The 23,052-nt window shown below is 37.7% G+C and carries 25 protein-coding genes; 21 read left to right on the plus strand and 4 right to left on the minus strand.

The features are described 5' to 3' along the window. The first annotated feature begins 30 nt into the window (after positions 1-30). The 5 genes from KD050_RS14580 to KD050_RS14600 all read left to right on the plus strand — a co-directional run bounded on the left by KD050_RS14580 (position 31) and on the right by KD050_RS14600 (position 2,578). Positions 31-870 carry a flagellar hook-basal body protein gene (locus tag KD050_RS14580; RefSeq protein ID WP_211893061.1) on the plus strand — a complete coding sequence of 280 codons (840 nt, stop codon included), beginning with the start codon at positions 31-33 and terminating at the stop codon, positions 868-870. 24 nt (positions 871-894) lie between these two features. Continuing rightward, the gene (locus KD050_RS14585) at positions 895-1,173 is read left to right on the plus strand and encodes a DNA-directed RNA polymerase subunit beta (protein WP_211893062.1); all 279 of its coding nucleotides are present in this window, start codon (positions 895-897) and stop codon (positions 1,171-1,173) included. A 19-nt stretch (positions 1,174-1,192) separates the two neighbouring features. Further along, complete coding sequence (gene fabZ / locus KD050_RS14590) at positions 1,193-1,633, plus strand: 3-hydroxyacyl-ACP dehydratase FabZ (protein ID WP_211893063.1); 441 nt, start codon at positions 1,193-1,195, stop codon at positions 1,631-1,633. A gap of 88 nt (positions 1,634-1,721) precedes the next feature. Further along, complete coding sequence (locus KD050_RS14595) at positions 1,722-2,111, plus strand: hypothetical protein (RefSeq protein WP_211893064.1); 390 nt, start codon at positions 1,722-1,724, stop codon at positions 2,109-2,111. 89 nt (positions 2,112-2,200) lie between these two features. Further along, the gene (locus KD050_RS14600) at positions 2,201-2,578 is read left to right on the plus strand and encodes a hypothetical protein (RefSeq protein ID WP_211893065.1); all 378 of its coding nucleotides are present in this window, start codon (positions 2,201-2,203) and stop codon (positions 2,576-2,578) included. 260 nt (positions 2,579-2,838) lie between these two features. On the opposite strand, the gene KD050_RS14605 is transcribed toward KD050_RS14600, so the two are convergent. After that, positions 2,839-3,267 (minus strand): YwpF family protein, encoded by a 429-nt coding sequence (locus KD050_RS14605; RefSeq protein ID WP_211893066.1) that lies wholly within the window; start codon positions 3,265-3,267, stop codon positions 2,839-2,841. Between the two features lie 256 nt (positions 3,268-3,523). Between KD050_RS14605 and KD050_RS14610 the strand changes: the two genes are divergently transcribed. After that, positions 3,524-3,919 carry a single-stranded DNA-binding protein gene (locus KD050_RS14610; protein WP_211893067.1) on the plus strand — a complete coding sequence of 132 codons (396 nt, stop codon included), beginning with the start codon at positions 3,524-3,526 and terminating at the stop codon, positions 3,917-3,919. Between the two features lie 91 nt (positions 3,920-4,010). On the opposite strand, the gene KD050_RS14615 is transcribed toward KD050_RS14610, so the two are convergent. From KD050_RS14615 to KD050_RS14625, 3 genes are all read right to left on the minus strand, one after another. Further along, a complete protein-coding gene (locus tag KD050_RS14615) occupies positions 4,011-6,722 on the minus strand; it encodes a DEAD/DEAH box helicase (RefSeq protein WP_211893068.1) in 2,712 nt (903 codons plus the stop codon). Next, positions 6,719-8,299 (minus strand): hypothetical protein, encoded by a 1,581-nt coding sequence (locus KD050_RS14620; protein ID WP_211893069.1) that lies wholly within the window; start codon positions 8,297-8,299, stop codon positions 6,719-6,721. Before KD050_RS14620 ends, KD050_RS14615 begins: the two co-directional genes overlap by 4 nt. 142 nt (positions 8,300-8,441) lie before the next feature. Further along, positions 8,442-8,840, minus strand: coding sequence for a helix-turn-helix domain-containing protein (locus KD050_RS14625; RefSeq protein WP_211893070.1), 399 nt, complete (start codon positions 8,838-8,840; stop codon positions 8,442-8,444). Between the two features lie 166 nt (positions 8,841-9,006). On the opposite strand from KD050_RS14625, the gene KD050_RS14630 reads away from it, so the two are divergent. From KD050_RS14630 to argC, 15 genes are all read left to right on the plus strand, one after another. Continuing rightward, a complete protein-coding gene (locus tag KD050_RS14630) occupies positions 9,007-9,381 on the plus strand; it encodes a hypothetical protein (protein ID WP_211893071.1) in 375 nt (124 codons plus the stop codon). 417 nt (positions 9,382-9,798) lie between these two features. Next, positions 9,799-10,248, plus strand: coding sequence for a transcriptional regulator (locus tag KD050_RS14635; protein WP_211893072.1), 450 nt, complete (start codon positions 9,799-9,801; stop codon positions 10,246-10,248). A 578-nt stretch (positions 10,249-10,826) separates the two neighbouring features. After that, complete coding sequence (locus KD050_RS14640) at positions 10,827-11,639, plus strand: flagellin N-terminal helical domain-containing protein (protein ID WP_211893073.1); 813 nt, start codon at positions 10,827-10,829, stop codon at positions 11,637-11,639. A 141-nt stretch (positions 11,640-11,780) separates the two neighbouring features. Next, a complete protein-coding gene (locus KD050_RS14645) occupies positions 11,781-13,160 on the plus strand; it encodes a S41 family peptidase (RefSeq protein WP_211893074.1) in 1,380 nt (459 codons plus the stop codon). Between the two features lie 16 nt (positions 13,161-13,176). Next, on the plus strand, positions 13,177-13,860 hold the full coding sequence (locus KD050_RS14650) for a hypothetical protein (protein ID WP_211893075.1): 684 nt from the start codon (positions 13,177-13,179) through the stop codon (positions 13,858-13,860). Beyond that, positions 13,853-15,112, plus strand: a complete 1,260-nt coding sequence (locus KD050_RS14655) for an efflux RND transporter periplasmic adaptor subunit (protein WP_211893076.1) — start codon at positions 13,853-13,855, stop codon at positions 15,110-15,112. The genes KD050_RS14650 and KD050_RS14655 overlap by 8 nt, the downstream gene beginning before the upstream one ends. Positions 15,113-15,586: 474 nt before the next feature. Beyond that, on the plus strand, positions 15,587-15,847 hold the full coding sequence (locus KD050_RS14660; RefSeq protein WP_211893077.1) for a YhdT family protein: 261 nt from the start codon (positions 15,587-15,589) through the stop codon (positions 15,845-15,847). Then, positions 15,844-17,292, plus strand: a complete 1,449-nt coding sequence (gene panF, locus KD050_RS14665; RefSeq protein ID WP_211893078.1) for a sodium/pantothenate symporter — start codon at positions 15,844-15,846, stop codon at positions 17,290-17,292. Before KD050_RS14660 ends, panF begins: the two co-directional genes overlap by 4 nt. Before the next feature lie 15 nt (positions 17,293-17,307). After that, positions 17,308-18,225, plus strand: coding sequence for a DMT family transporter (locus tag KD050_RS14670; protein ID WP_211893079.1), 918 nt, complete (start codon positions 17,308-17,310; stop codon positions 18,223-18,225). Between the two features lie 100 nt (positions 18,226-18,325). After that, positions 18,326-18,718, plus strand: coding sequence for a hypothetical protein (locus KD050_RS14675; protein ID WP_211893080.1), 393 nt, complete (start codon positions 18,326-18,328; stop codon positions 18,716-18,718). Between the two features lie 102 nt (positions 18,719-18,820). After that, complete coding sequence (locus KD050_RS14680; protein ID WP_211893081.1) at positions 18,821-19,195, plus strand: hypothetical protein; 375 nt, start codon at positions 18,821-18,823, stop codon at positions 19,193-19,195. 229 nt (positions 19,196-19,424) lie between these two features. Beyond that, on the plus strand, positions 19,425-20,087 hold the full coding sequence (locus tag KD050_RS14685) for a hypothetical protein (protein ID WP_211893082.1): 663 nt from the start codon (positions 19,425-19,427) through the stop codon (positions 20,085-20,087). A 171-nt stretch (positions 20,088-20,258) separates the two neighbouring features. Beyond that, positions 20,259-21,008: an RNA polymerase sigma-I factor gene (gene sigI / locus KD050_RS14690; RefSeq protein ID WP_211893083.1), complete on the plus strand. Its 750-nt coding sequence runs from the start codon at positions 20,259-20,261 to the stop codon at positions 21,006-21,008. Further along, complete coding sequence (locus tag KD050_RS14695; RefSeq protein WP_211893084.1) at positions 21,008-21,874, plus strand: anti-sigma factor domain-containing protein; 867 nt, start codon at positions 21,008-21,010, stop codon at positions 21,872-21,874. The genes sigI and KD050_RS14695 overlap by 1 nt, the downstream gene beginning before the upstream one ends. 142 nt (positions 21,875-22,016) lie before the next feature. After that, positions 22,017-23,051, plus strand: a complete 1,035-nt coding sequence (gene argC / locus KD050_RS14700) for an N-acetyl-gamma-glutamyl-phosphate reductase (protein WP_211893085.1) — start codon at positions 22,017-22,019, stop codon at positions 23,049-23,051. Position 23,052 lies beyond the last annotated feature (1 nt).

The raw sequence follows: 23,052 nt of genomic DNA on the forward strand, positions 1-23,052 counted from the left end.
ATCTTTAACCATGAAAAGAGGTAGGCTTAAATGCTACGCACGATGATTACAGCGACAAATACAATGTCGCAACTACAAAGCCAAATAGATATTATCGGGAATAATCTTTCAAATACAGGTACTCATGGCTATAAAGCGAAGGATGCAAAATTCCAAGAATTATTATATCAACAATACAATAATGATAAATTAGATAGAGTAGAACGAGATTCACCTACAGGAATCCGCTATGGTGTTGGTGCAGCACTTGCGCAGACGCAAATGAACTGGAAGCAAGGAAGCCTCCAATCTACAGACCGCGATTTAGATTTCGCTTTTCAAGAGCCAAAGCAATATTTTAATGTGCTTATGCCTGATGGTGTGGACGGGCAACAGACAGCTTATACCCGTCAAGGTGCCTTTTATGTTTCGCCAATGGAAAATGGAGAGCTTATGTTAGTGAACGGTGATGGTTATCCAGTAGCCAATTCAGGTGGTCAAGCAATTACTATTCCTGATGGCGTTACGGCTTTCACTGTAAATGAAACAGGAATTCTAACGGCAACATATCCAGACGGTACTACACAGCAACGTGAATTAGCAGTTTCTGTGTTACAAAAGCCGAATGCGATGGAGCATTTATCTGCAACATATATTGCTATGCCGAAAAACCTACAAGAATTAGGTTTAAATGCAGAAGATATTATGACAGATCTACAAGGTGCAGATCGTGGCGAAATAGCTATGGCAAATGGTATGTTAGAGTTGTCTAATGTGGATACATCAAAAGAGATGACGGATCTTATGACAGCGCAACGTTCTTATCAGTTCAATGCCCGTTCCATTACAATTGCGGACCAAATGCTGGGACTTATTAATGGCATTAGATAATTATTCGTGTAAGGAGTTGTGTTTATGACAGAAGAAAGTAAAATTTCTGCTAGACAACAGCGAAGATTAGAAAAAGAACAAGAAAAGGCCCATGAACAAGCAACAACGACTGGAACAACCAAATGGGTTCAAATCCGCATGTTTCCTATTTGGTTGCGTATCCTACTCGTTATTCTATTCTTTGCTGGAGCAGCAATGGCAGGTCTAATGGTTGGCTATGGCGTACTAGGTGATGGTGAACCAAAGGACGCATTAAAATGGGATACATACCAGCATATGATTGATATTAAAGATGGAAAATAATCTTTTGGAGGATGATTCTATGTTAACAACAGAGCAAGTTCAAGCAATTTTACCTCACCGTTATCCATTTCTTATGATAGATAAAATTCTAGAAGTTGAAGAAGGAAAGCGTGCGGTAGGATTAAAAAATGTAACGATTAACGAAGAGTTCTTCAATGGTCATTTCCCAGGATATCCAGTAATGCCCGGAGTACTAATAGTAGAGGCTCTTGCTCAGATAGGGGCAGTCGCTGTCCTTCAAATTCCTGAGAATAAAGGAAGACTCGCATTCTTTACTGGGATTGATAATTGCCGATTTAAACGACAAGTGAAGCCGGGAGACCAATTAAAACTAGAGGTTGAATTGACAAAACTTCGTGGAACTATGGGAAAAGGTCACGGAATCGCAACAGTAGATGGAGAATTGGTGTGTGAGGCAGATATATTATTTGCACTTGGACCTGTTGTGGAGCAACAATAATTTGCAAAATGGTGTTATATCATATAAAATAAGTTGGATTATTTAGAAATACTTATGCGTTGTAATAATGTAGGAGGTTTTATGCTTCATGTATAATGAGTTGTCATCAGGGATTAAAAGTAGTATTACTAGATCAATAACTAAGGCATTTGAAATATATATGACGAATATCAGTTGGGATGAAGAACTTTTTAATATTGAAGACTTTGTTAAAAGTTGGCAGTTGTATATTTTTGAATCTGCCACTTGGTTTGAGAAAGTACCTCAAGAGGTAAAAGAGAGTCCAGAGTTCCATGAAGAAATAGCACTAAAAATAAATGCTTCTATCGAGAAAATTTTATCAGAGCCAGTTAATGAGGATTTAATTGCTTCCATTGAGATTATGCAAGATCAATTAGATACCCATTATAAATATGGCTGCAAAGCAGAAGCATTATACGTTGAATCGCTTCTAAAGGAAATGCAAAAACAGGCATAAATGCCATAGGATAGTTCCTTTTTTCTTGGATAACCTATCGTAAGTCACAAATAAGTGATGACGATATCTAAGAAAGGAGGAATTTTTTTATGTGGAAAAAAGTCGTTCCTACTGTTGCTTTATGCTCTTTTTTATTAGTTGGGTGTAACAATGCAAACGATGATGTTGTCCCTGAAACCAATGAAACCCCTATGGAGGATGTGCGAGATGATGTAAATACTCTATCGCCGAACACAGACAACGGGATGAATGACAATGGGAATGGAACATTAAACGATGGAACTATCGACGATGGAACCAACAATAACGGAACAACTAATAATGGCACAATGGACGGCCAGCCAGGTATCAACGATAATACTAATGGCACTGTACCAAACGACGATAAATGGATCAAAGAACCAAGCACAGAGCTCGAAAATGATGATGATGAATTGATAAATGATAAAGACAATAATATGAAATAATTTGTGAGTAAAAAGAAGATGCTGATTCCTAAAAGCTTAGGGTCAGCATCTTTTTCCTATTATAGATACTATCTATTCGCCAGACATCCCTAAATAATTGATGGAGCAAAGCAAGTAAATTGTATTCGACTGCCTATGGAGCTTATCCTGGCAAACATTTTCTCCAACAAAAAATCCCCGCAGAATTCACAGGGATCTCCGTAACAATAGCATGAAGTGCATTAAAATTTTATTAGCAAAAAATAGTACAAGGCCACGAACTATTGATTCTTCCTCAAGGTAGGTCGAGTTTTCATATCATTTTCAAATTTAGAAAGTAAATCCTCGCCTGTTAAGCCATCTTCGATTAGTTGCGCTAGCAGAGACTCTGCATATTTTCTTCTTACTCGTTTCAATGTACCTCTAAGTAACACGGAAAGATGATTGCCGATTTGTTTAACAGAATAGGTCACCACTTCAAAATGAGCGGGTTCGTTTTCTGGATAAGAAATAATCACTTTCACATCATATACTTCATTAGACATTTTTAATTCATTAAAATAATTTTCGTATTTTTGATCTGTAAATAGTTCTAATATCCAAGAACGGCTAGAATTTTCCTGGTTGATCACAATGCCATCCTCAATTGTTATTGGCACTTCTTCATGGTCCGAAATAATACTCACTGAAATCATTTTAAATGTTTTCATGCACAAATCCCCTTTGGAAAAGCATTAATTAGTTTCCATTATAACATAGGTAATTCAGCGGAAAAAATAATTGTACAAACTACCAAAATACCATTATTGAAAGATTAGAAAGTTGATATAGCAAGTGTTTAAAGAAAGTCGGTTTAAGGAATTAAATTTTGGTCTTGAAAAATGCTTGTAAACTAAATTGTAAGCTTTTGCCAACAATTTATTCTGTCAGTATGATTGGGCTAATGCTAGTAAAGGAGGTGACAAATTGAACACTGTTTCGATAATCGGACGTATGACGAAATCACCACAATTAAAGCATTTGTCAGAAGGGAGGATGCAAACGAATTTCGTAGTCGCGGTGAATAAAAGCTATAAAAATGATGAAGCAGACTTTGTGTTATGTACAATTTGGGGGAAGCTCGCTGAAACGACCGTCAAGTATTGTGGTAAAGGGTCTCTTGTCGGGATAACAGGTAGACTTAATACAAGGTCGTATGAGAAGGAAGAGGGAGCTAGGGTTTTCGTTACAGAAATAGTTGTGGAGGACATCCGATTTTTAGCAACAAAGAAACGAGACGAGGAACAGGTCCAACAACAAAATAAGAATAATGAGAGTGATTTTGAATTTCCAGTAACACCACCAAACCAACTACCAGTTTAATGATTGATAAGGCCGCAATCCTATTCAATGATTATCAAAAGAGGAAAACCCTGACCAAAAATATGCTTGGTCAGGGTTTATAAAAATATTATTAAATAGACAGTGTAAGTAAATCTTTTAAGTCATTATCTGACATTTCAGTGATCCACTGACTAGAATGGATTAACTCCTCTGATAGCGCCTGTTTCTCAACTAGGAGCTTATCAATTTTTTCTTCAATTGTTCCAATTGTGATGAATTTATGGACATGAACAAAGTTCGTCTGTCCAATCCGGTAAGCACGATCGGTTGCTTGGTTTTCAACTGCAGGATTCCACCATCGATCGGCATGGAGCACATGGCTTGCCGCAGTTAAGTTTAAGCCAGTTCCGCCAGCCTTCAACGATAATAAGAATACAGGAAACTCTTTTGCTTGGAATGCTTCTACCAAATGATCACGCTGGTTTTTAGGCATACTACCAGTCAAAAACGGAGCATCAATTTCATATAGCTCTGTTAAACAATGCTGTAGTAAATGTCCCATCCCAATATATTGAGTAAAGATTAGACATTGCTCACCGCGCGCTGCAATTTCTCCGGCAAGTGTCACAATTTGAGCCAGCTTCTCTGAACGCTCAAGCATATCGTCTGCATCATCAAAGGGCTCTTTTAAATAGAGTGCAGGGTGATTACAAAGCTGTTTCAGTTTGCTTAGCATTTTGAGAATTAGGCCCTTTTTCTCGAACCCAGTAAGTGTGTCGAGCTTGCTTACGGTTTCTTGTATGAGTGATTCATACAAAGCTGCCTGCTCTGTTGTAAGGGCACAATACTCTCTTTGCTCTAACTTTTCTGGTAAGTTAAGCTGAAGCTCTGGATCTTGTTTCGTTCTTCTTAATAGGAAAGGTTGAATTTTCACTCGTAATTTATGTTTCGTTGCATCGGAATTATCTCGTTCAATAGGTGCTATATAATTTTCTTGAAACTTACGGAACGAGCCTAAATAACCTTTATGGATAAAGTCAAAGATAGACCATAGCTCCGATAATCTGTTTTCTACAGGTGTACCAGTTAGCGCGATATGATGATCACCAGTTAACTTTCGAATAGCACGTGATTGTTTAGTATGCATATTTTTAATGTTCTGTGCCTCATCTAACGTAGTACTGGTCCATACAATTTCAGAAAGAGAATCGATATCTTGCATAGCAGTTCCAAATGTAGTGAGGACAACATCACTCGTCATATCTATCTCTTTTGTTCGAGAAGACCCGTAATGTGTCTGTACTTTAAGTGAAGGAGCAAACTTCGCAATTTCTTTCTGCCAGTTTCCTAACACAGAAGTGGGACAAATAATAAGCGAAGGCGTCGGTTGCTCTGTATTTTCATGGACATGCAGTAAATAAGATATCAACTGTACAGTTTTTCCGAGACCCATATCATCCGCTAGGCAGGCTCCAAATTTTTCATTTCGCATAAAGACGAGCCATTCTAATCCTTGCTGCTGATAAGGGCGTAAAGTCGTCAACAAATTAGGAGAAATCTCTACCGAAGGGAAACCTTTTTTCTCCGAGAGCTGTGTCATAAGAGTTTGCAATGATTTTTGCATTTCAAATTCAAATAATGGATCCACATCATTTTCCTCTTCGTCGTCAAGCGCGAGTGCAAGCTCTTCAGGGATTTCACGGAACAATAGCTCTTTTACAGTCCAATTCTCATCCTCTGATTTTCTTATCAGCTCTCGAACTTCGTGCATCCAAGCGGAATCGATACGAAACCATTCATTGCCAGCCTGTATAAAAGAACGATTTTCATTTACCATCTGTTGAAACTCATCGACTGAAATTTCTTGACCGTTCAAAGAAAAACTCCAATTAAATTGCAGTATTTCATTTAGACCTGCAGTAGTTTTATATGAATTGGCTGTCTTAGCGACCGTTTTAACACGCATTTTTGAATCTTTTACCGCCTTCAACCACGCAGGAAGAACAATCTCAAATCCGAGTGCCTGTAGTTTCACTAAATCATCACGAAGAAACATTCGTACTTCTTCATCAGTTAATGTGGAAGAATAGAATGTTTCTGGATTTGTTTGATCGATGGAAGAAATAAGAGAAAACATTTTTGACTGTGTTTCTTCTATAAAATCACTAAACTCAACCCATTTATCAGGAAGTGCTTTATCTATGGGTAATGATTTCTTTCGGTATGCAGGTGTCCAGTAAACACTGCTTTTTTTCCCGCGAACCACTGTTTCAAGCAACCATGTATCCTCCATCGCTTCTGGTTCTGACAATCTAAGTGCAACTAATAAGCTTGGATGAGTAGCCTGAGACTTGATCGGCCAGCCCCCTCGCTTGAAAAATGGTATAAGTGGCTCAATGTCCTCCATTGATAGCCCAGCTTGGAAAAGCTTTTGTTTAACAGCATTCACAAGAAGTGTTTGCCCACTATCATCTATTGGAGCGGTAACTTTAAGGTTATTTCCTTCTACGTTTATGAAATTCCATAAGTCAGGAGTAGCCCAAACTTTAGCAGTATCTTTAAATGTTTTTAACCATTTATTTGAATCTTCATTGACACCGTCAAATAATGTGAATGGATTCAATTTTCTAGAAAAAAGTTCAACTAACTCAACGGGAGAGGCGATAAGTGCATCGTCTTCTATTTGCGTATTGAGGCCGAAAAAGCTTTCTCGATGATTCAAATATAGGGATGGTACCCACTTTTCGGCAGGTACATTTATCGAAACTAGGCGAAACTGCCCGTTTTCCAAAGGGTGAATATTTAAAGAAAATTCTTTCGTAATAGATAAAGGCTGAGTCATAATGGTAGGTTTCCTTTCTCTATTTCTTGTTGCAGTGCACGAAGACGGCGATACTTTTCGCGAACATTTTCTACGTATGCATTCCAGAAGTCAGTATCATTCGATTTTTTCGCTACTTGTTTCATTTTTTTCCAAATCCGAACAGCCTGTTTGTAGCTATACCGATTTTTCTCTTGAATGAAACGCATTGCATAGTGATGATAAAGTGGAAGCAAAACATCTGGAGCCTCTTCTTTTATAACCGAAAGTCCACATGCTTCCGCATACTCAAGTGACGAATTGGCCGATTGATGGAGAGCCATCCAATCATAGTATCGCTTTTCCTTGATGAGTAAGTTCGAATAAGACTGTAAGCCATACATTCCAAAAGATTGATATATTTTTTCTAACTCTGAAGGCTGCAACTGAACTGTTTCAAATAAAAGCTCTAATCTACGGATGAGTATAACACGTGATGGATTTAGTATTACCTCGTTTAAGTAATAAGAAACATGAGGCAGCAGCTTTCGAGCTAAGTTGGTACCTAATTCTTTTTTGCCAGTTTGAAGCGCCTTTTCACATACTTCTACCCACTCAAGTAACTGGTTTCCTTCCATTTTTTCCGCAGCTAATAATAGTTCATCGGTCATGGACAAGGTTAAGTAAAAGTATGGTAGGACCATATTTAATGGCACATCATCTTCTATAGTCTCTAGAGCCTCTAAGTATTTAACTTCTTTCATTCTTTTATTTTTGTCGGTTACGAGCGCATCCCAAAAGGACAGATATACCTGCTTTCGATAGTGTACAAGGTTTTCCAGATCAAAGTAAAAATGATGAACTCGCACCATTATTTCATCGTAAAATGGATCGGCTGCGAACATACGCGGCTTAGATGATAGTTGGTTTAAATGATCATTCAGCTCATCCAGGTATTCGTTTAAAAAATGAAGAACTCGATTTTGCATATTCGACTGTGCAAGAGGTTCGATATATGGCCAAGACTTTATGAGTATAGAAAGTTCCACATACACATCAAAAATAGGCTGCCACTCTCGTTCAAATGGACGGGACTTTCGAATTTGCGATTTCAAATCATGAATAGCAAATTCAAGTAAATAAAAACTTGTAGGTGGATAATTAGAGATGAATTTACGGAAAAAGTTTTCGACAATAATATCCCAACTTCTAGGACTACGTTCATCCTTTAGTAAAGTAAGTTGGACCTGGTCAGCCTGTGAACGCCATTCAGAAATCCACGTAGACAAGGAATCATTTTGTTGATACAAATAAAAAACCGCTGCCACAATATGTCTACACGGCTTATGTATAGGACAAGGGCAGTGAAAATTATCTTTGGTAATATGATAGGTCACTTCAATATTCGTCACATCGCGTATCGTAAAATCGACCCGATGCTCCTGAGGGTAATAATTCGTTATAGAAACAGCGCCGTTACGCACAAAAAAAGCGGCACGACGGACAAGCTCCTCATCCTCTAACAAAGCAGGATGTAGCTTTCTCGCAATCGTATCCATAGACTGGTGAATCTGTTTATTATAATGGGTTGCAAGTTTTTGATAAGAAGTAAGGTTCAAACGGATCTCTCCTAAGAAAAAAGGCTTTCCTTCCATTATACGTATAAAACCTGTTGATTAAAAGCTGAACCTAAAACAATTTGACTAAAAGGCGACGTAATAATAGAAAAAGCCTTTACTTATCATGATGTAAGTAAAAGCTTTAATCTTTTTTTAGTCGATTTAAAATATATCTTCTTCGTTCTTTGTCACTCTCAGCAGAATTAACAATATCCATTGTGAAATCACGATATTCTTTCAAGTGAATGACTTCGTTGACATACTCATCCTGAAAGGTTTCTATGTATCTTGCTTTACTTTCCCTAGCCTCTAAGATCGGATCTTCGCTTTTATAGCGCTTATCCTGGAGCATATATAAAAATTGATCATCTGGAATTTTGTATTTTTCTTTTATTTTTGCAAGTAACTCGAGGGAAATACCAAGATCGCCTTTTTCATATTTTGATAATGCGGAATGATCAATCCCTAAAATTTTAGCAGCTTCCATTTGTGTGATGTCTAGTTTTTCACGATAAGCACGCAAATGCTCCCCAAATGCCATATTCATCCCTCCCATATACAATGCAAGGAGAGCGAAATTAGAAGGGCAATGATTAAAAATCGCTAAATTGGAGATATTCGTAAAAAAAACGAGTGTTTATAGTATAAGGAATATACATCTGCTGACATTAATGAGAAATATAGTAATTAATATAATGTGAAAGGAAGTGATAGATATCGAAAGAATACAATTTTACATACCGTCCATATTTGAGTTTCATGATAATCATTCAAGAAGGAAGGAGGAAGATATAAAGGTTGTTGGTGTTAAGAAAAAGTACGTTGAGTATTTTAGTGGATATCGTGAAAAAGAGATGACCCATATTGATCAAATTGTTGCGGAGGATTTCACTGTTTATGATTTACAACTCGATTGTAACGCTAACCTATTATCTTTTTATTTGGAACATGAAGGGGAGTCTAATCAATCAAAAGTACTCGAAAAAGTATTTCAAACGTTTATCGTTGAATACAACCCGCGGTCATTCGGCTATTTCACCATAGCGAAAGGAAAACATAGACCAAGAACTCTCATAAAATAAGATCATGTTTTTAAAAGCGGATACAGAGTGCATTCGCTTTTTTTTTCTGGAAAATTTATGTGCTAGTTGAATTGTCGAAAACAATTAGCAACGGCTTTAATCTCGTATAAAAAGGATTATCCCCTGAACATAACTCTCACTACATACATGGAAAATTACTCCCTCTAGCGAGTAGATGTTACTTGAGCGCAAGTATTTAAATCATGATAGCAAGTAAATCCTTCACGAATGCAAGTAAATAAAGAAAGAGCGCAACTATCCAGCAGTGATGAGCAAGTAAATGAACCAAGCAAAAAAAGCCATTTGCGCTAAGTATTTCCCATCTATTAAGAATATTTAATGCCATTAACTACACGAAATTGAGAAAATGTGATAAACTAATAGTAATCAGAAAATTCTATTAAAGGAGGGGAGAATATGATACTAGTACAGTTAATGAAACCATTTTATACAAAGTTTGAAGGGAACAGTATTAAGATGGTATTTGCCTATCAGTATTTTTCCATAAGGAAAGATGATGAGTTGTTTCATTTTATACCAGTGGAGGGCAAAGAAATCATTTTAAATGCTCAGACATTACAGGTAGAAAATTTGTCGGAAGTATTTGTTTTTCAAAAAGGGAATAGGTTTATAAGATTGCCACTCTATCAATTATTGCTTGTGTCAGATATTCATACACATTTACAAACAATTTTAGAAGAAGCAAACCAAGATACACAAGAAGTCCCAATTGAAGGAGCAGAAGAAGTCATCGAATTACTAGAACAACAAAACTTAGAGCGCTTGATTGACTTTGCTTTGACGACAAGAGATGAGTCATTATTCAACAAACTACAACAGTATAAAAAAAATAATGGAGGATGTTAAATTGAATAACCTTATCAAATAGAAAACACCTAACGAATAGAAGTATTTCGATAGGTGTTTTTATGTGCTTTCCAATTTAATAGGATGTAAAAAAGTAAAGGAACAACACAAATCCGCTTGATCCGAGTACTCCAAACAAAATGTCCCCCCAATTAAATCCAAACTTGTCGATTTTCATTTACAAACACTCCTTTCCTGTCAATTTCCCGGGAAATAACTCGATTATTAAATTTGTCGTAAAACTGTTTTAAAAGTTACATTTATACTCTCCTAAACTGAAAGAAATTAATCGTTTTCAAGCGAACTATTATTCTGCATTAAAGTGCAGGCTGGTTAAAGTCGCCACTTCGTGTGGCAACATCGGTACTAGTCCGACCAGTACGTCATATGACTCTCTCTTCAAGGATTGACCGAGTGCTGGTCACTTAGGCATTGCTGAACGAAGCGGCATTATTTACCTGAGGTCCTATAACAATAATTGTGAGATGAATAAAACCTCAATTAAGAGTCCTTAAAGATTGAAAGTTACTAGAGTAACGACGATATAATGGTTAACGGATCAAAAAGGAGCTGAGATGATGCTTGGAAATTGGAATGCTACTGGATTATCTATTTTGCGGAACATGAACTCCCAATGGTCAATGGTAAATAAGTCGATGGAACGCATTTCTTCCGGGTATCGTATAAACCGAGCGGGTGATGATCCTGCAGGTCTAGCTATCTCTGAAAAAATGCGCGCACAAATTCGTGGATTAGGACAGGCTTCGAGAAATATTCAGGATGGGATTTCCCTTGTCCAAACTGCAGAAGGTGCACTTAATGAAACACATTCTATTTTGCAAAGGATGAGAGAACTAAGTGTTCAATCCGCAAATGACACGTTAACCGACAAGGATCGAGAGCAATTAGCAATAGAATTTGAAGAATTAAAAAAAGAAGTGTCTAGAATTTCAAAAGACACTGAGTTCAATACAAAGCCGTTATTAGATGGATCTCAAACCTCTCTTAAGATTCAAGCTGGTGCAAATGCCGGACAATATATCGAACTGTCCTTAGGTAATATGGGTGCCGCTAGTATTGGTATACAGGATTTATCCATTTCTACGAGAGATGGTGCAGATAATGCGATTGGGGAACTAGATAAGGCCCTTCAAAAAGTATCCAGTGAACGCTCCAAAATGGGAGCTTATACAAATCGAATGGAACATGCCTATAATAATGCAATTAATATGGAAGAAAATCTGATAGCAGCGGAATCTAGAATTAGAGATGTAGATATTGCAAAGGAAATGATGGCACTCACTAAAGCTAGTCTATTAATGCAAGCCAATCAATATGTTCTAAGCTTGCATATGCAACAAGCACAGGGAGTACTGCAACTTCTCAAATAATCTGTTGAGACAACAGTTGTTTTTGATGGTTGTTTTACTGTTCAATCCATTTTTACTTTTCATTAATAATATAGAAATTTCTGCAGTTCTTGTAAATTTCAGTTAAGATAGGTTTATAGATATTTAAAAGGGGGAAATGGGATGAAGAGGTTTACTGTCTTAGCAGCAATCATTATGATTACCGGATTAATCTTAGCTCCGATTTCCACATTGGCAGCATCACTAGATGAAGTGAAGAGTATAGTTAGTGTGCATTACAAAGGAGAACTACCCTCTAATATAGAAGGAATAAATTCTATTGATGAGCTAATGGAGCAGTTAGATCCCTATTCTGCTTATTTTACGAGTGAAGAATATGAGGCATATACAAACACCATCAATAATACAACGACTGGCATTGGTGTGACCATTGAGGAACATGCGAGTGGAATTCAAATTGTCGGCACGTTTGAAGGAGCAGCAGGAGGGCAAGCTGGAATTTCTCCTGGTGATATTATTCTTTCAGTCGATGGTATATCGACAATTGGTATGGCAGTTCAACAAGCTTCTTCAATCATCACGGGTAAAGAAGGAACTACAGTACAGCTACTGATTTTGAAAAGTAACAATACAAAACAAATGTATAACATAACGCGTAAGAAATTTACCATTCCTGTCGTAACAAAAGAACTCTTGGCAGGCAATATAGGGTATATAGGGATGAATTCATTTTCAGATGATGGAGCAGTCCTTGTACAAAAAGCAAAAGTCGAACTTCAAAAGCTAGGTGCAATTTCGTTTATACTCGACTTACGTAATAATGGCGGCGGATATGTACATACAGCCGAAGAACTTATTGGATTATTTCCCAACAGCCCCGATGCATTTAAAATTATTACAACTAGTGAGTCTACGTTAACTAAATCGACTAAGCAAACCTCATTATTTCCTGCAAACACGAAAGTACTAGTCAATGGGTATAGTGCGAGTGCTTCTGAAATGACTGCTGCAGCGCTACTAGACCAAAACTCTGCATCCCTTTATGGGCAGACGACATACGGAAAAGGTTCGATGCAATCATTTTTTAGCCTTTCTGATGGATCTATTTTAAAGCTGACGATTGCAAACTTTACTGGACCTAAAGGTACTCCTATTCACAAAACTGGCGTGAAGCCGAACTATGAAACAGTGGTAGGTTACGAGCTAATACAAGCACACAAAGATGCATTAGTGGAAGCAAATAAAAACTATAAAAAAATATCCGCATTACATAATGTACCGACAACGAAACAATTTACCATTACTTTTTCCAACAATATAGTACAAAACGAAAAGCAAAAAGTGGAATTAGTAAAACTAGGAACTACCGATATCGTTCCGGTAACAATTGAACCAAAATCATCGAAACAGTTCGTTGTCACACCAACAGCACCACTAGAAAAAGGAGCAGACTATCTACTACTCATCCATCCGACTTTCCAAACGAATGAAGGGATCCTGATGAAAAACGGTGCTTATGTGGAAGTAACTGTTCAACCATAAGAGGGGGAACGCTTGAATGTTTTTTGAATTTCGGTTTTGGAAATATCTTTTCAATAGAAATGAACTCATTGTATCGTTAAAGGATGACGCAACGATGCGAGGCTTTCAGAGTCGGGTATGGTTCGTCGCGATCTTTGGAGTCCTATTATACGCACTACGAGATATTTGGGGATTACATACGGAAGAACTAACGGCTTTATTTGTCAACGGCTATGAAGATACTTTTACGATTGCTAGAATTACCTCTTTAATAGGAACAATTTTATGGTCTTTACTATATATGGGCTTTCATTTCTTTGTAATTGCGTTTATTTTACATAAAATTACGGATGTGGAATTATCAAAAGTAGCGGTACTACAATTATTCGTCGTAGCACTTTTATTAATGGAAAAAGCATTTAACTATATCTTATATGCTATAGTTGGCTACGCAACGGATTACTCCGTCCTCTCATTTGGCCCACTAGCAGTAACGTTTATCGAACATTCGTATGTCAATTATTTCTTTAATGAATTATCCCTATTTACAGGTTTAATAATTGCTATTCAGTATCATTTTTTACGATCTTTTACAACGATTTCCACTCGTAATCTATTTCTTATATTAATAGTAATTCAATTAATTTTAGCCATCATCACAGCGGGCTTTGAAGTACTCCCAATTGAATCATGGATCGAGGGGGGCAAACCAAATGAATAAATGGTTAACTATAGGGATTTCCATTGTTGTCTCTACTTTTATCGGGGCAAATGCGATTCTAATCTATTCGGATAAAAGTCAAATCAGTCGAACATTTTACGTGAGTGAATATGATCGTGTGTATGAAAATACATATGCAAAGGAACTAGAAAAAGAATCTATGGTAGTTCCTGCAAATGAGATGTCGGTAACGATTGATGTAGAAGCTGTTAATGATATCGTTGTCGCGGAGGGAGATCATGTGGAGGAAGGTACCGACCTTGCTACACTGAAGACAGATTCTGCTGAACACCAGCGTTCATTGTGGGAAACAGAGAAACAGGCTTATACGCTGGAGCAGTCGAAGCTTCGTACTATCATCAGGGATCTAGAATCCGAACGTTCTAAAGCAGATTCTAGTTCATCGGGCGATAGTCAGGCAACCGGTGGAACGACAGATGAGATTGTAGATGTAAATGTTCAAGTAGACGTAAATGTTTCCCAAGACGGTAACTTTGCTCAGGCTATAGCTGATGCAAAGCAAAAACAAGCGGAAATAGATCGTAAAATTCAAATCGTCGATGCTCAACTTGCGCAAGATTCAAGTGGTCTTTCTTTATTAAGTCCGATAAGTGGTACTGTTTCGACTATCGAAGAGCGTAACGGAAACTATTTCATACACCTATATGCAGATGAAAAATCCGTCATCACTTACGTAAAAGAGTCCGATTGGCACAATATTGAAGAAGGACAAACTGTGAAAAACTACTCAACCCACCGTGAAGGAGTAGTAGAAGGAAGCATTTCGGGCAAAACACAAGTACCTGCAAATGCATCCAAATGGCTAACAGCATACGAACAATTTGAACAGAAAATTGACGAACCTGTCTATGAAGTTCGAATCCAGTTAGCCGAACAACTAGAAACCTTGCCTTTTGCAGCAAATCTAAACTCAGTAATTATTACAAACCAAGCAGAGAATGCTGTACAGATAAAATCGAAATGGTTACTAAACCGCTCCAAAAAAGTAGCGGAAGTATACACACTCACAAGTGACGGTAGAATCGCTCGGACTCCTGTTACCGTACCATTCGATTTGAAACAACATGCCATCCTTTCGGAAGGACTTAACAATGGTAACGTCGTCCTCAATGCAGATCAAAAAACAGTCGATGCCGAAGCGTTCCTACCATTCCCATTAGACCTTCCGACCTGGAACAGCATCAAAGCTGTCAGTTGGAAAGAATATGTAAAATACTTAACGTACAAATAAATACCGCCCCGAAAAAACCGGAAAGCATTGCACTTTCCGGTTTTTTTTGTGCTGTATGAGAGAGGTTTGCGTCTATACGAGAGAGCGCAGTATCAATATGAGAGCAAAACGTGATTATACGAGAGCGAATCCGATCTATACGAGATTGCGATGCTGTACGAGAGAGAATTGGGCTTATACGAGAGAGCACAGTATCTATACGAGAGTAAAACGTGCTTATATGAGAGTGCATCCGATCTATACGAGATTGCTATGCTGTATGAGAGAGAATTGGGCTTATACGAGAGAGCACAGCATCTATACGAGAGTAAAACGTGCTTATACGAGAGAGAATCCGATCTATATGAGAGCAAAACGTGCCAATACGAGAGACTCATCCCCAAAAACCCAACCTTTTCGCACCCCACCTCTTAACAACTGAATTTATCTTCGCTATACTAGAGTGAAACATTAGGAACAGCAGGAGTGGATGAAATGGATCCTAGATTTAAGATTGCACATCGGGAGGCACTGATTGGAGTTGCGCTCGCAATTGTGCATTTTATATGGTGGTTTGGCTTTGCGTATGGGCTTGGCTCAAAACCGGTAGAGGAGTATTCCTATATTCTCGGATTTCCGGATTGGTTTTTTTATAGCTGTATTGTCGGTTTTATACTTGTGGCGATTACGGTTATTGTTCTTGTGAAATTCGTGTTGAAGGATGTTTCGTTAGAGGAAGAGGGGGATGAGCTGTGAATATACAAGTAATCATCCCAATGATCATTTTTCTTGCCATTATTTTTTTCATTGGCTTTTGGTCTAGTAAGAAATTAGAATCATCGACTGGTGGCTTTCTACAGGAATACTTTTTAGGTGGGCGCGAGCTTGGCGGATTTGTATTGGCCATGACGATGGTAGCTACGTATGGTAGTGCCTCGAGTTTCCTAGGGGGACCAGGAACCGCATACACGATGGGCTTTGGCTGGGTATTACTTGCCATGACTCAAGTAGTGACGAGTTATTTTGTCCTGCTTATTCTTGGGAAAAAGTTTGCGATTTTAGCTCGAAAATATAACGCAATCACACTAATTGATTTCCTAAAAGTGCGCTATAACAATAGTAAGGCGGTTGTATTACTTGCAGCTGCTAGCATCATTATCTTTTTATTTTCCGCAATGACAGCTCAGTGGGTTGGTGGCGGTCGTTTAATAGAGTCGCTAACTGGCTTGAAGTATACAACTGCATTATTTATTTTCGCTGTCTCAGTACTTGTTTACGTAGTCATTGGTGGTTTCCGGGCAGTGGCGGTAACGGACGCCGTGCAAGGTGGAGTCATGGTCATCGGGACGCTCGTGTTACTTATCGCAGTCATTATCGCAGGTGGTGGAGTACCAAATATTATGCAGGACCTTTTGAACGAAAATCCAAATCTTGTAACTCCATATGGCAATGAAGGGAATTTATCAGCCGCCTATGTATCATCATTTTGGATACTCGTAGGAGTAGGGGTTGTCGGGCTCCCGCAAATGGCAGTTCGCGCAATGTCCTACAAAAACACACGATCAATGCACCGTGCACTAGTGATTGGAACGCTTGTTACTGGTTTTATCATGCTGAATATGCATCTCATCGGCATTTTTGCTCGACCTGTTATGCCTGGGATTGAAGTGGCAGACACAGTGATTCCGCTTGTTGCCCTGAAAATTCTACCAGCATGGCTAGCTGGGATAGTACTTGCTGCGCCACTTGCAGCGATCATGTCAACAGTAGATTCCCTGCTCATCCTAGTAAGTTCTTCTATTGTAAAAGATGTTTATATTAACTATATCAATCCAAATGCAACCGAGAAAAAAGTGAAAACCTTAAGCTTTGGGGTAACAACACTTTTAGGCACCATCGTCTTTTTATTAGCACTAAATCCACCTGAACTATTAATCTTTTTGAATTTATTTGCTTTTGGTGGACTCGAGGCAGCCTTTATTTGGCCGATTGTACTAGGCTTGTACTGGTCATATGGCAACAAATACGGAGCAGTTGCTTCAATGATTACAGGAATCGTTTCCTATATTGCGCTCCATTTTTACAACGAAGCATATGGAAATCTATTCGACATTCATACGGTGGTAATACCGGTTATCTTATCGTTAATTGCCTATATGTCATTCAGTTTATTGATCAAAAGAACAAAATATATATATTAACAAGGAGATCCTCAGATGAATAAGTGGAAAATATATGCAATGCTCGTATTTGTCATGTTCGCTTGGGGAGCTAACGTATCACTACTCAAATACATGGTGGAAGAAGTCCAACCAGTAACACTTACCGCATTTCGAATATTCGTAGCGGGCTTAGTCGTATTGCCGATTTTATGGAAAATGAAACTACTGCGTAAACCAACGTCTAGTGAATGGAAATACATTTTACTCGGAACGCTTACCAATGTGGTAGCCCATCACTATTTTCTAAACATAGGATTGTCCATTACAAGTGCAACCCACGGAGGACTAATTTTAGGAACTGGACCTATGCTGACAGCAATCTCAGCAGCGATTATTTTAAAATATTTCCCTTCAAAATTTCAGTGGTTAGGACTTATAATTGGTCTAACTGGGGTTGCAGTATCTATCCTAGTAGGCAGTGAAACCATGGGAGCAAATCTAGGTGATTTTTATGTGTTCCTAGCGATACTTGTCCAAGTATTAAGTTTTATGGTGGTGAGTAAGGCTTCTAAAACATTGGATCCACGATTGCTCACAGTCTATATGCTACTAATCGGTGCGGTAATTCTATTTGTGATCAGTCTCATTCAAGAGCCAGGTGCCATCAAACAATTTGCAGAAACAACACCGACATTTTGGACAGTTTTCTTTGCTTCGGCTGTTGTATCAACGGCAATTGGTCATCTTATATACAATTATGCGGTAGGACAAGCTGGTGCAACGAAAGCAGCAATATTCATGAACTTAAACCCATTGTTTTCATTAATAATTTCTGCACTATTTTTAGGAGAGGTATTGCATCTCAATCATTTCCTAGGACTTATCTTAATCGTAGCAGGTGTCATGTTAGGTTCAGGAGCTGCGGAAGATTTATGGAAGAAACGAAACAAAAGTTTAAAACGAGACATTTGACTTATGATATAATGGGTAAAAATAATTAATGTCTAATTGTAAAGTAGTCCTTTTAGTTCTATAATGAAATGAATGATTATAGAACTAAAGGAATGATTAAGTGGACTACAGAGACTTATTAAAACAGATTAATAATAGCATGGAAAAACTGGACTTGATATCTGCAAGAAAATATATAGAGCAAAACCTCGAATTAGTAGGGAATTATAGACATCTGTTACGTAGTAATGGAAGAGCATTATTCGACTTTTTAAGAAACGAGAAAGATTCTGGTCGTGAGCCGTTAGACAGAAGGGAAATGACCATTCTCTATTCCATTAATAGATATGCGAGCTCCTTTGATATTCGAGGGTTAAAATTGCTTGTTAATAATTACCCTGATTTACTCATGAGACAAGAAATTCAAGCTTATTTAAACGATGATGCTTTAACCCTATTAGAAAGCTTGAATGTAATTCAAAAGAATCAAGAAACAATCCCAGTCTCTCACTGAAAACTCCCATATTGCGTTCTTCTAGGTTCAAAGTGTCCATATACACAAGGAAACCTATAGCCTATACTTACATAAAGGCTACTTTGCAAAAGGAGCAATATAATGGACTTTCAAGAATTGTTAAAACAACTTAATAAAAGTATAGATAGTTTAGATTTAGTATCAGCTAGAAAGTATATCGAAGAAAATATAGATATATTAACAAAAAACAGACAACTTTTACGTGGCAATTCTAGGGCAATGTTTGATCTCATCAAACAGAAAATAGATACAGGTGAAAAACCATTAAGCCGTCATGAAATGACCGTAATCTATTCCATAAATACGTATGCTACTAAATTCGATCTTACTGGACTCAAGTTAGTAGTGAACAACAACCGAGAACTCTTCCTAAATGAAGAAATAAAACAGTACTTAAACGAAGACGCTAAAACGCTCCTTCAAGGCATGAAAGTACTCCGCAAAAAAGAATCATAATACGTCATCAAACGAACGCATAAATTGCGTTCTTTTTTTATGTATAAATATTCCGCTTTGCAAGAAAAAACCACCGTTCCGCAAGTAAAGGTAGTCAAAGAGCAAGTAACTCCAAAACGAGCGCAAGTAAAAATAATTTTTTTTCATCCGACCCCCATAAAAAGGACAAGCCCCTCGAATAACTAAGTGTCCGAACAAAAGGACAAATTCTATACGAGGTGATGAGAAAATGCAGATGAAATTTAAGAAAACCGGAGCAGCTCTATTAGTAGCGACAATTACGTTAACTGGAGCAAGTTATGCGTGGGCAAACGAAAATCTGTTTGATACGGTAGATTTGAACGAAGTACTTGATCAAAAAGAAACTGAAACTGTTGAAGCACCGAAAACTTCTACACCAGTTGTTACAACGGATGATACAGTAGGATGGGATATTGAAATTCCAGAAGGATACACTGCTGGAAACCTAGCGGCCCTATCCAAAGCTTACGAAAATGCCGGTAATGAAACTGCTAAAGCAGCGATTAAACGTAATGCAGAACGCGCAATTGCAAAATTTGAAGCTAAACAAGCAGAAGTTACTGAAACACCGAAACAAGAAGAACCTAAAACAGAAGACCCTATAGTTCAGCCTCCTGTGTCCGAACAGCCGAAAACAGAAGTACCTGTAACAGAAACTCCTGTAGTAGAGCCTGTTAAAGAAGAACCTGTAGTGAAACAACCAATAAAAGAAACTAAACAAGCTGCAAAAGAAGAAAGAAAAGCTCTACAACAAGAACAAAAAGAAGAACGCAAAGCACTACAAGCTGAACATAAAGAAGAAAAGAAAGCTATGAAAGAAGAACACAAAGCTGAAAAACAAGAAAACAAAAAGAACAAAGACCAAAAATAAATCCATTTCAAATAAAACACTATTATATAAGGATGAAATAAATCGTGTAGATACTTTTAATTTCGTCTAGTATTCTAAGTAAATATTAAATTAAAAATAGCACCGCTTTTCATTCTCCACTCAGCCGAGTACAATAATAGGTTCAGGGAAACATGGGAACGGAGGGTATATATGCTCCTGTCAATTATGCAAGGTCTATTCAAAACAAAGCCAAAACAAAATATGCAAGAGCTTATAACAAAGGCGCAAGCAGGTGATAAGGAGGTTCTAAATGACCTCCTTCTTGCCCATACCCAATTTTCGAAAAAAACAGCCAGTTTCATATGTAAACGAGCTATTGATGAGCAAGATGAGGAATTCAGTATTGCTTTAAATGGATGTCATGAGGCGATAAATGCATACAATCCAACTGAAAATACTTCATTCCAAACATTTGCCCACTTAATTATAAAAAGACGCCTCATTGATTTTATCCGAAAAGAAACGGTTCGAAATAAAAAAGAATTACTCTTCGATAACGGTGAAAATGAGTCAGAGGATGAACATTTTTCATTAAAACAGCATGCTGTAACTACATATTCGGAAGAACAATTTAAAGAAACAAGACGAGATGAACTGATAAAATACAGTAAATTATTATCCAACTTTAACTTATCATTTGACGAACTGACAAAAGTAGCACCGAAGCATAAGGACGCTAGAAAAACAGCCTTTCAAACAGCTCAAATTATCGCAGGTTCGGAAGAGCTATATGCACTTTTAATAGAAAATAAGAAATTACCATTGAAAGAGATAGAGGCACTGGTGGAAGTATCAAGAAAAACATTGGAACGACAACGAAAATACATAATTGCAGTTGTACTTCTATTAAACAGTGACTTCGTTTATATAAAAGACTACGTGAAAGGAGAAATCATCTGATGCGCAAATATAGAGGCATTGTTTGTGAAAAGAAGGCGACCTACTCTGTTTTTCTTACAGAAGATGGCGAGTTCCTTCGTGGAGCACCACTTATTGCAACTGCTCAAATAGGTGATGAAGCAGAGTTTCAATTAATTGCTTCAGCCACATCTTCAAAACGAATGAAGCCAATTTTCATAGCCCCAGCCTTAATAGCAGCAGTCCTACTTATATTTTTAGTTGCATCATGGTTTCCCCAAACAACTACTGCCTACGCCTACATACAAGTTGAAGGTGATTCGACTATTGAAATCGGGGTAGACGAGGAAGGCAATGTTATTTCCCTTCATTCAACTACAGGAGTGATAAAAGATTGGGAGGGTCAATCAATCAATTTGGTGTTAGCAAAAGCAGTAGAGCAAGTAAGTACCGACAAGAAAGATCTTGCTGTCACAACCGTTTATGAAAAAAAAGACAAACCGAAGCTAAAAAAACAAATTGAAAAAGCGGTCCAAGAAGTAAAAAAAGCAAATCCATCTTCTGAAGAGAATTCTGTGGAGACAAAACCAAAAAATGTACAACCTAAACAAGAAAAAACAAAGCCTCCTGGACAAGTTAAAAAAGAGGAAAAGTTACCAAATCCATCAGCAACAAATACAGAACAAAAGAATCCACCAACTGAAAAACCACTAGCGGATAAGGAAAATAAAAACGAATCAAAAATCAATAAAAAACTACCGGCAAAAGAAAACAAACAAAACAATAATTCTGATAGCAATCCAGGTCAAGAGAAGAAAAAGAACGAAGATAAATCGAATAACGGAAACGCCCCCGTTAAAAACAATGGTAACAATGGCGGTGGTAACAATAAAAATTCCGATAACTAATCCAAACCCCCTTTGCGCAAAGTGAAGGGGGGTTATTTTATTAACTCATCAGAAAAATATTTACGAACTAATTAAAAATACATTTGACTTTATAATTATGCAGTATTATACTAATCATTATCTTACGGTTGGAGTGATAAGAATGAAAATAGGAATTATAGGGGCGACGGGTTATGGTGGTCTTGAGTTAATAAGATTATTGCATAATCATCCGGAAGCCGAGCGTATTGATTTATTCACTTCTTCAGAAGAAGGAATGCAATTTTCGAATAAATATACACATTTAATGAATATTTACGATCAAGAGCTTCTAGCGATCGAACATAATAGACTAACAGAATACGATGTCATTTTTACGAGTACTCCCTCAGGGGTATCTACCGAGATTTTGCCTTCTTTAATAGGAAGAGGTCCAAAACTTATTGATTTATCCGGGGACTTCCGTTTGAAAAACCCAATAGACTACGAGCAGTGGTACAAAAAAACACCTGCTCCTCTAGATGCCATCGAAAAAAGTGTCTACGGTCTAACAGAGTGGAACGAAGCCGCAATTAGGCAAGCTGATTTAATCGCAAATCCAGGATGCTACCCGACAGCAATACTACTTTCATTGCTACCATTACTAAAGGAAAACTTAATCGACGGGGCGAATCTCATCATAGATGCTAAGAGTGGCGTTTCAGGAGCAGGTAACAAACCATCTCAAATGACGCACTTTAGCGAAACAAACGAAAACACTGCAATTTACAAAATACATCAACACCAACATATACCGGAAATCGAACAGGCGATTAACATATTTGCGTGTCTTGCATCACCCATCACTTTTACGACACATCTTGTTCCAATGACCAGAGGAATTTTAGCAACAAGCTATGCCTCTCTTAAACCGAACGTAACCGAGAACCAATTGACAAACGCATTAAAAGAAACATATGCAAACCATCCATTCGTGCGAATCATTGAACAAACGAACAAATTCGGTACAAATCAAGTATACGGCTCTAATTTCTGCGATATTCACGTGAAAGTCGACCCGCGCACAAATCGAGCAACAATCGTTTCGGTCATCGACAATCTCGTAAAAGGAGCAGCTGGTCAGGCAATTCAAAATATGAACGTACAATTTAATTTCGACCAAACGACAGGTCTTCAGCAAGTCCCGCTATTTATCTAAA

It is taken from the genome of Psychrobacillus sp. INOP01, from assembly GCF_018140925.1.
In the GTDB taxonomy this organism is placed as follows: Bacteria; Bacillota; Bacilli; order Bacillales_A; family Planococcaceae; genus Psychrobacillus.

Bases quoted from the DNA above. Each gene is read 5' to 3' on its own strand.
- KD050_RS14625 (WP_211893070.1), bottom strand. From the start codon at position 8,840: ATGGCATTTGGGGAGCATTTGCGTGCTTATCGTGAAAAACTAGACATC.
- KD050_RS14595 (WP_211893064.1), top strand. From the start codon at position 1,722: ATGTATAATGAGTTGTCATCAGGGATTAAAAGTAGTATTACTAGATCA.
- sigI (WP_211893083.1), top strand. From the start codon at position 20,259: ATGCTCCTGTCAATTATGCAAGGTCTATTCAAAACAAAGCCAAAACAA.
- KD050_RS14695 (WP_211893084.1), top strand. From the start codon at position 21,008: ATGCGCAAATATAGAGGCATTGTTTGTGAAAAGAAGGCGACCTACTCT.
- KD050_RS14615 (WP_211893068.1), bottom strand. From the start codon at position 6,722: ATGACTCAGCCTTTATCTATTACGAAAGAATTTTCTTTAAATATTCAC.
- KD050_RS14585 (WP_211893062.1), top strand. From the start codon at position 895: ATGACAGAAGAAAGTAAAATTTCTGCTAGACAACAGCGAAGATTAGAA.
- KD050_RS14655 (WP_211893076.1), top strand. From the start codon at position 13,853: ATGAATAAATGGTTAACTATAGGGATTTCCATTGTTGTCTCTACTTTT.
- KD050_RS14680 (WP_211893081.1), top strand. From the start codon at position 18,821: ATGGACTTTCAAGAATTGTTAAAACAACTTAATAAAAGTATAGATAGT.
- KD050_RS14660 (WP_211893077.1), top strand. From the start codon at position 15,587: ATGGATCCTAGATTTAAGATTGCACATCGGGAGGCACTGATTGGAGTT.
- KD050_RS14635 (WP_211893072.1), top strand. From the start codon at position 9,799: ATGATACTAGTACAGTTAATGAAACCATTTTATACAAAGTTTGAAGGG.
- KD050_RS14670 (WP_211893079.1), top strand. From the start codon at position 17,308: ATGAATAAGTGGAAAATATATGCAATGCTCGTATTTGTCATGTTCGCT.
- KD050_RS14600 (WP_211893065.1), top strand. From the start codon at position 2,201: ATGTGGAAAAAAGTCGTTCCTACTGTTGCTTTATGCTCTTTTTTATTA.
- KD050_RS14650 (WP_211893075.1), top strand. From the start codon at position 13,177: ATGTTTTTTGAATTTCGGTTTTGGAAATATCTTTTCAATAGAAATGAA.
- KD050_RS14580 (WP_211893061.1), top strand. From the start codon at position 31: ATGCTACGCACGATGATTACAGCGACAAATACAATGTCGCAACTACAA.
- KD050_RS14685 (WP_211893082.1), top strand. From the start codon at position 19,425: ATGCAGATGAAATTTAAGAAAACCGGAGCAGCTCTATTAGTAGCGACA.
- KD050_RS14640 (WP_211893073.1), top strand. From the start codon at position 10,827: ATGCTTGGAAATTGGAATGCTACTGGATTATCTATTTTGCGGAACATG.
- argC (WP_211893085.1), top strand. From the start codon at position 22,017: ATGAAAATAGGAATTATAGGGGCGACGGGTTATGGTGGTCTTGAGTTA.
- KD050_RS14605 (WP_211893066.1), bottom strand. From the start codon at position 3,267: ATGAAAACATTTAAAATGATTTCAGTGAGTATTATTTCGGACCATGAA.
- KD050_RS14645 (WP_211893074.1), top strand. From the start codon at position 11,781: ATGAAGAGGTTTACTGTCTTAGCAGCAATCATTATGATTACCGGATTA.
- fabZ (WP_211893063.1), top strand. From the start codon at position 1,193: ATGTTAACAACAGAGCAAGTTCAAGCAATTTTACCTCACCGTTATCCA.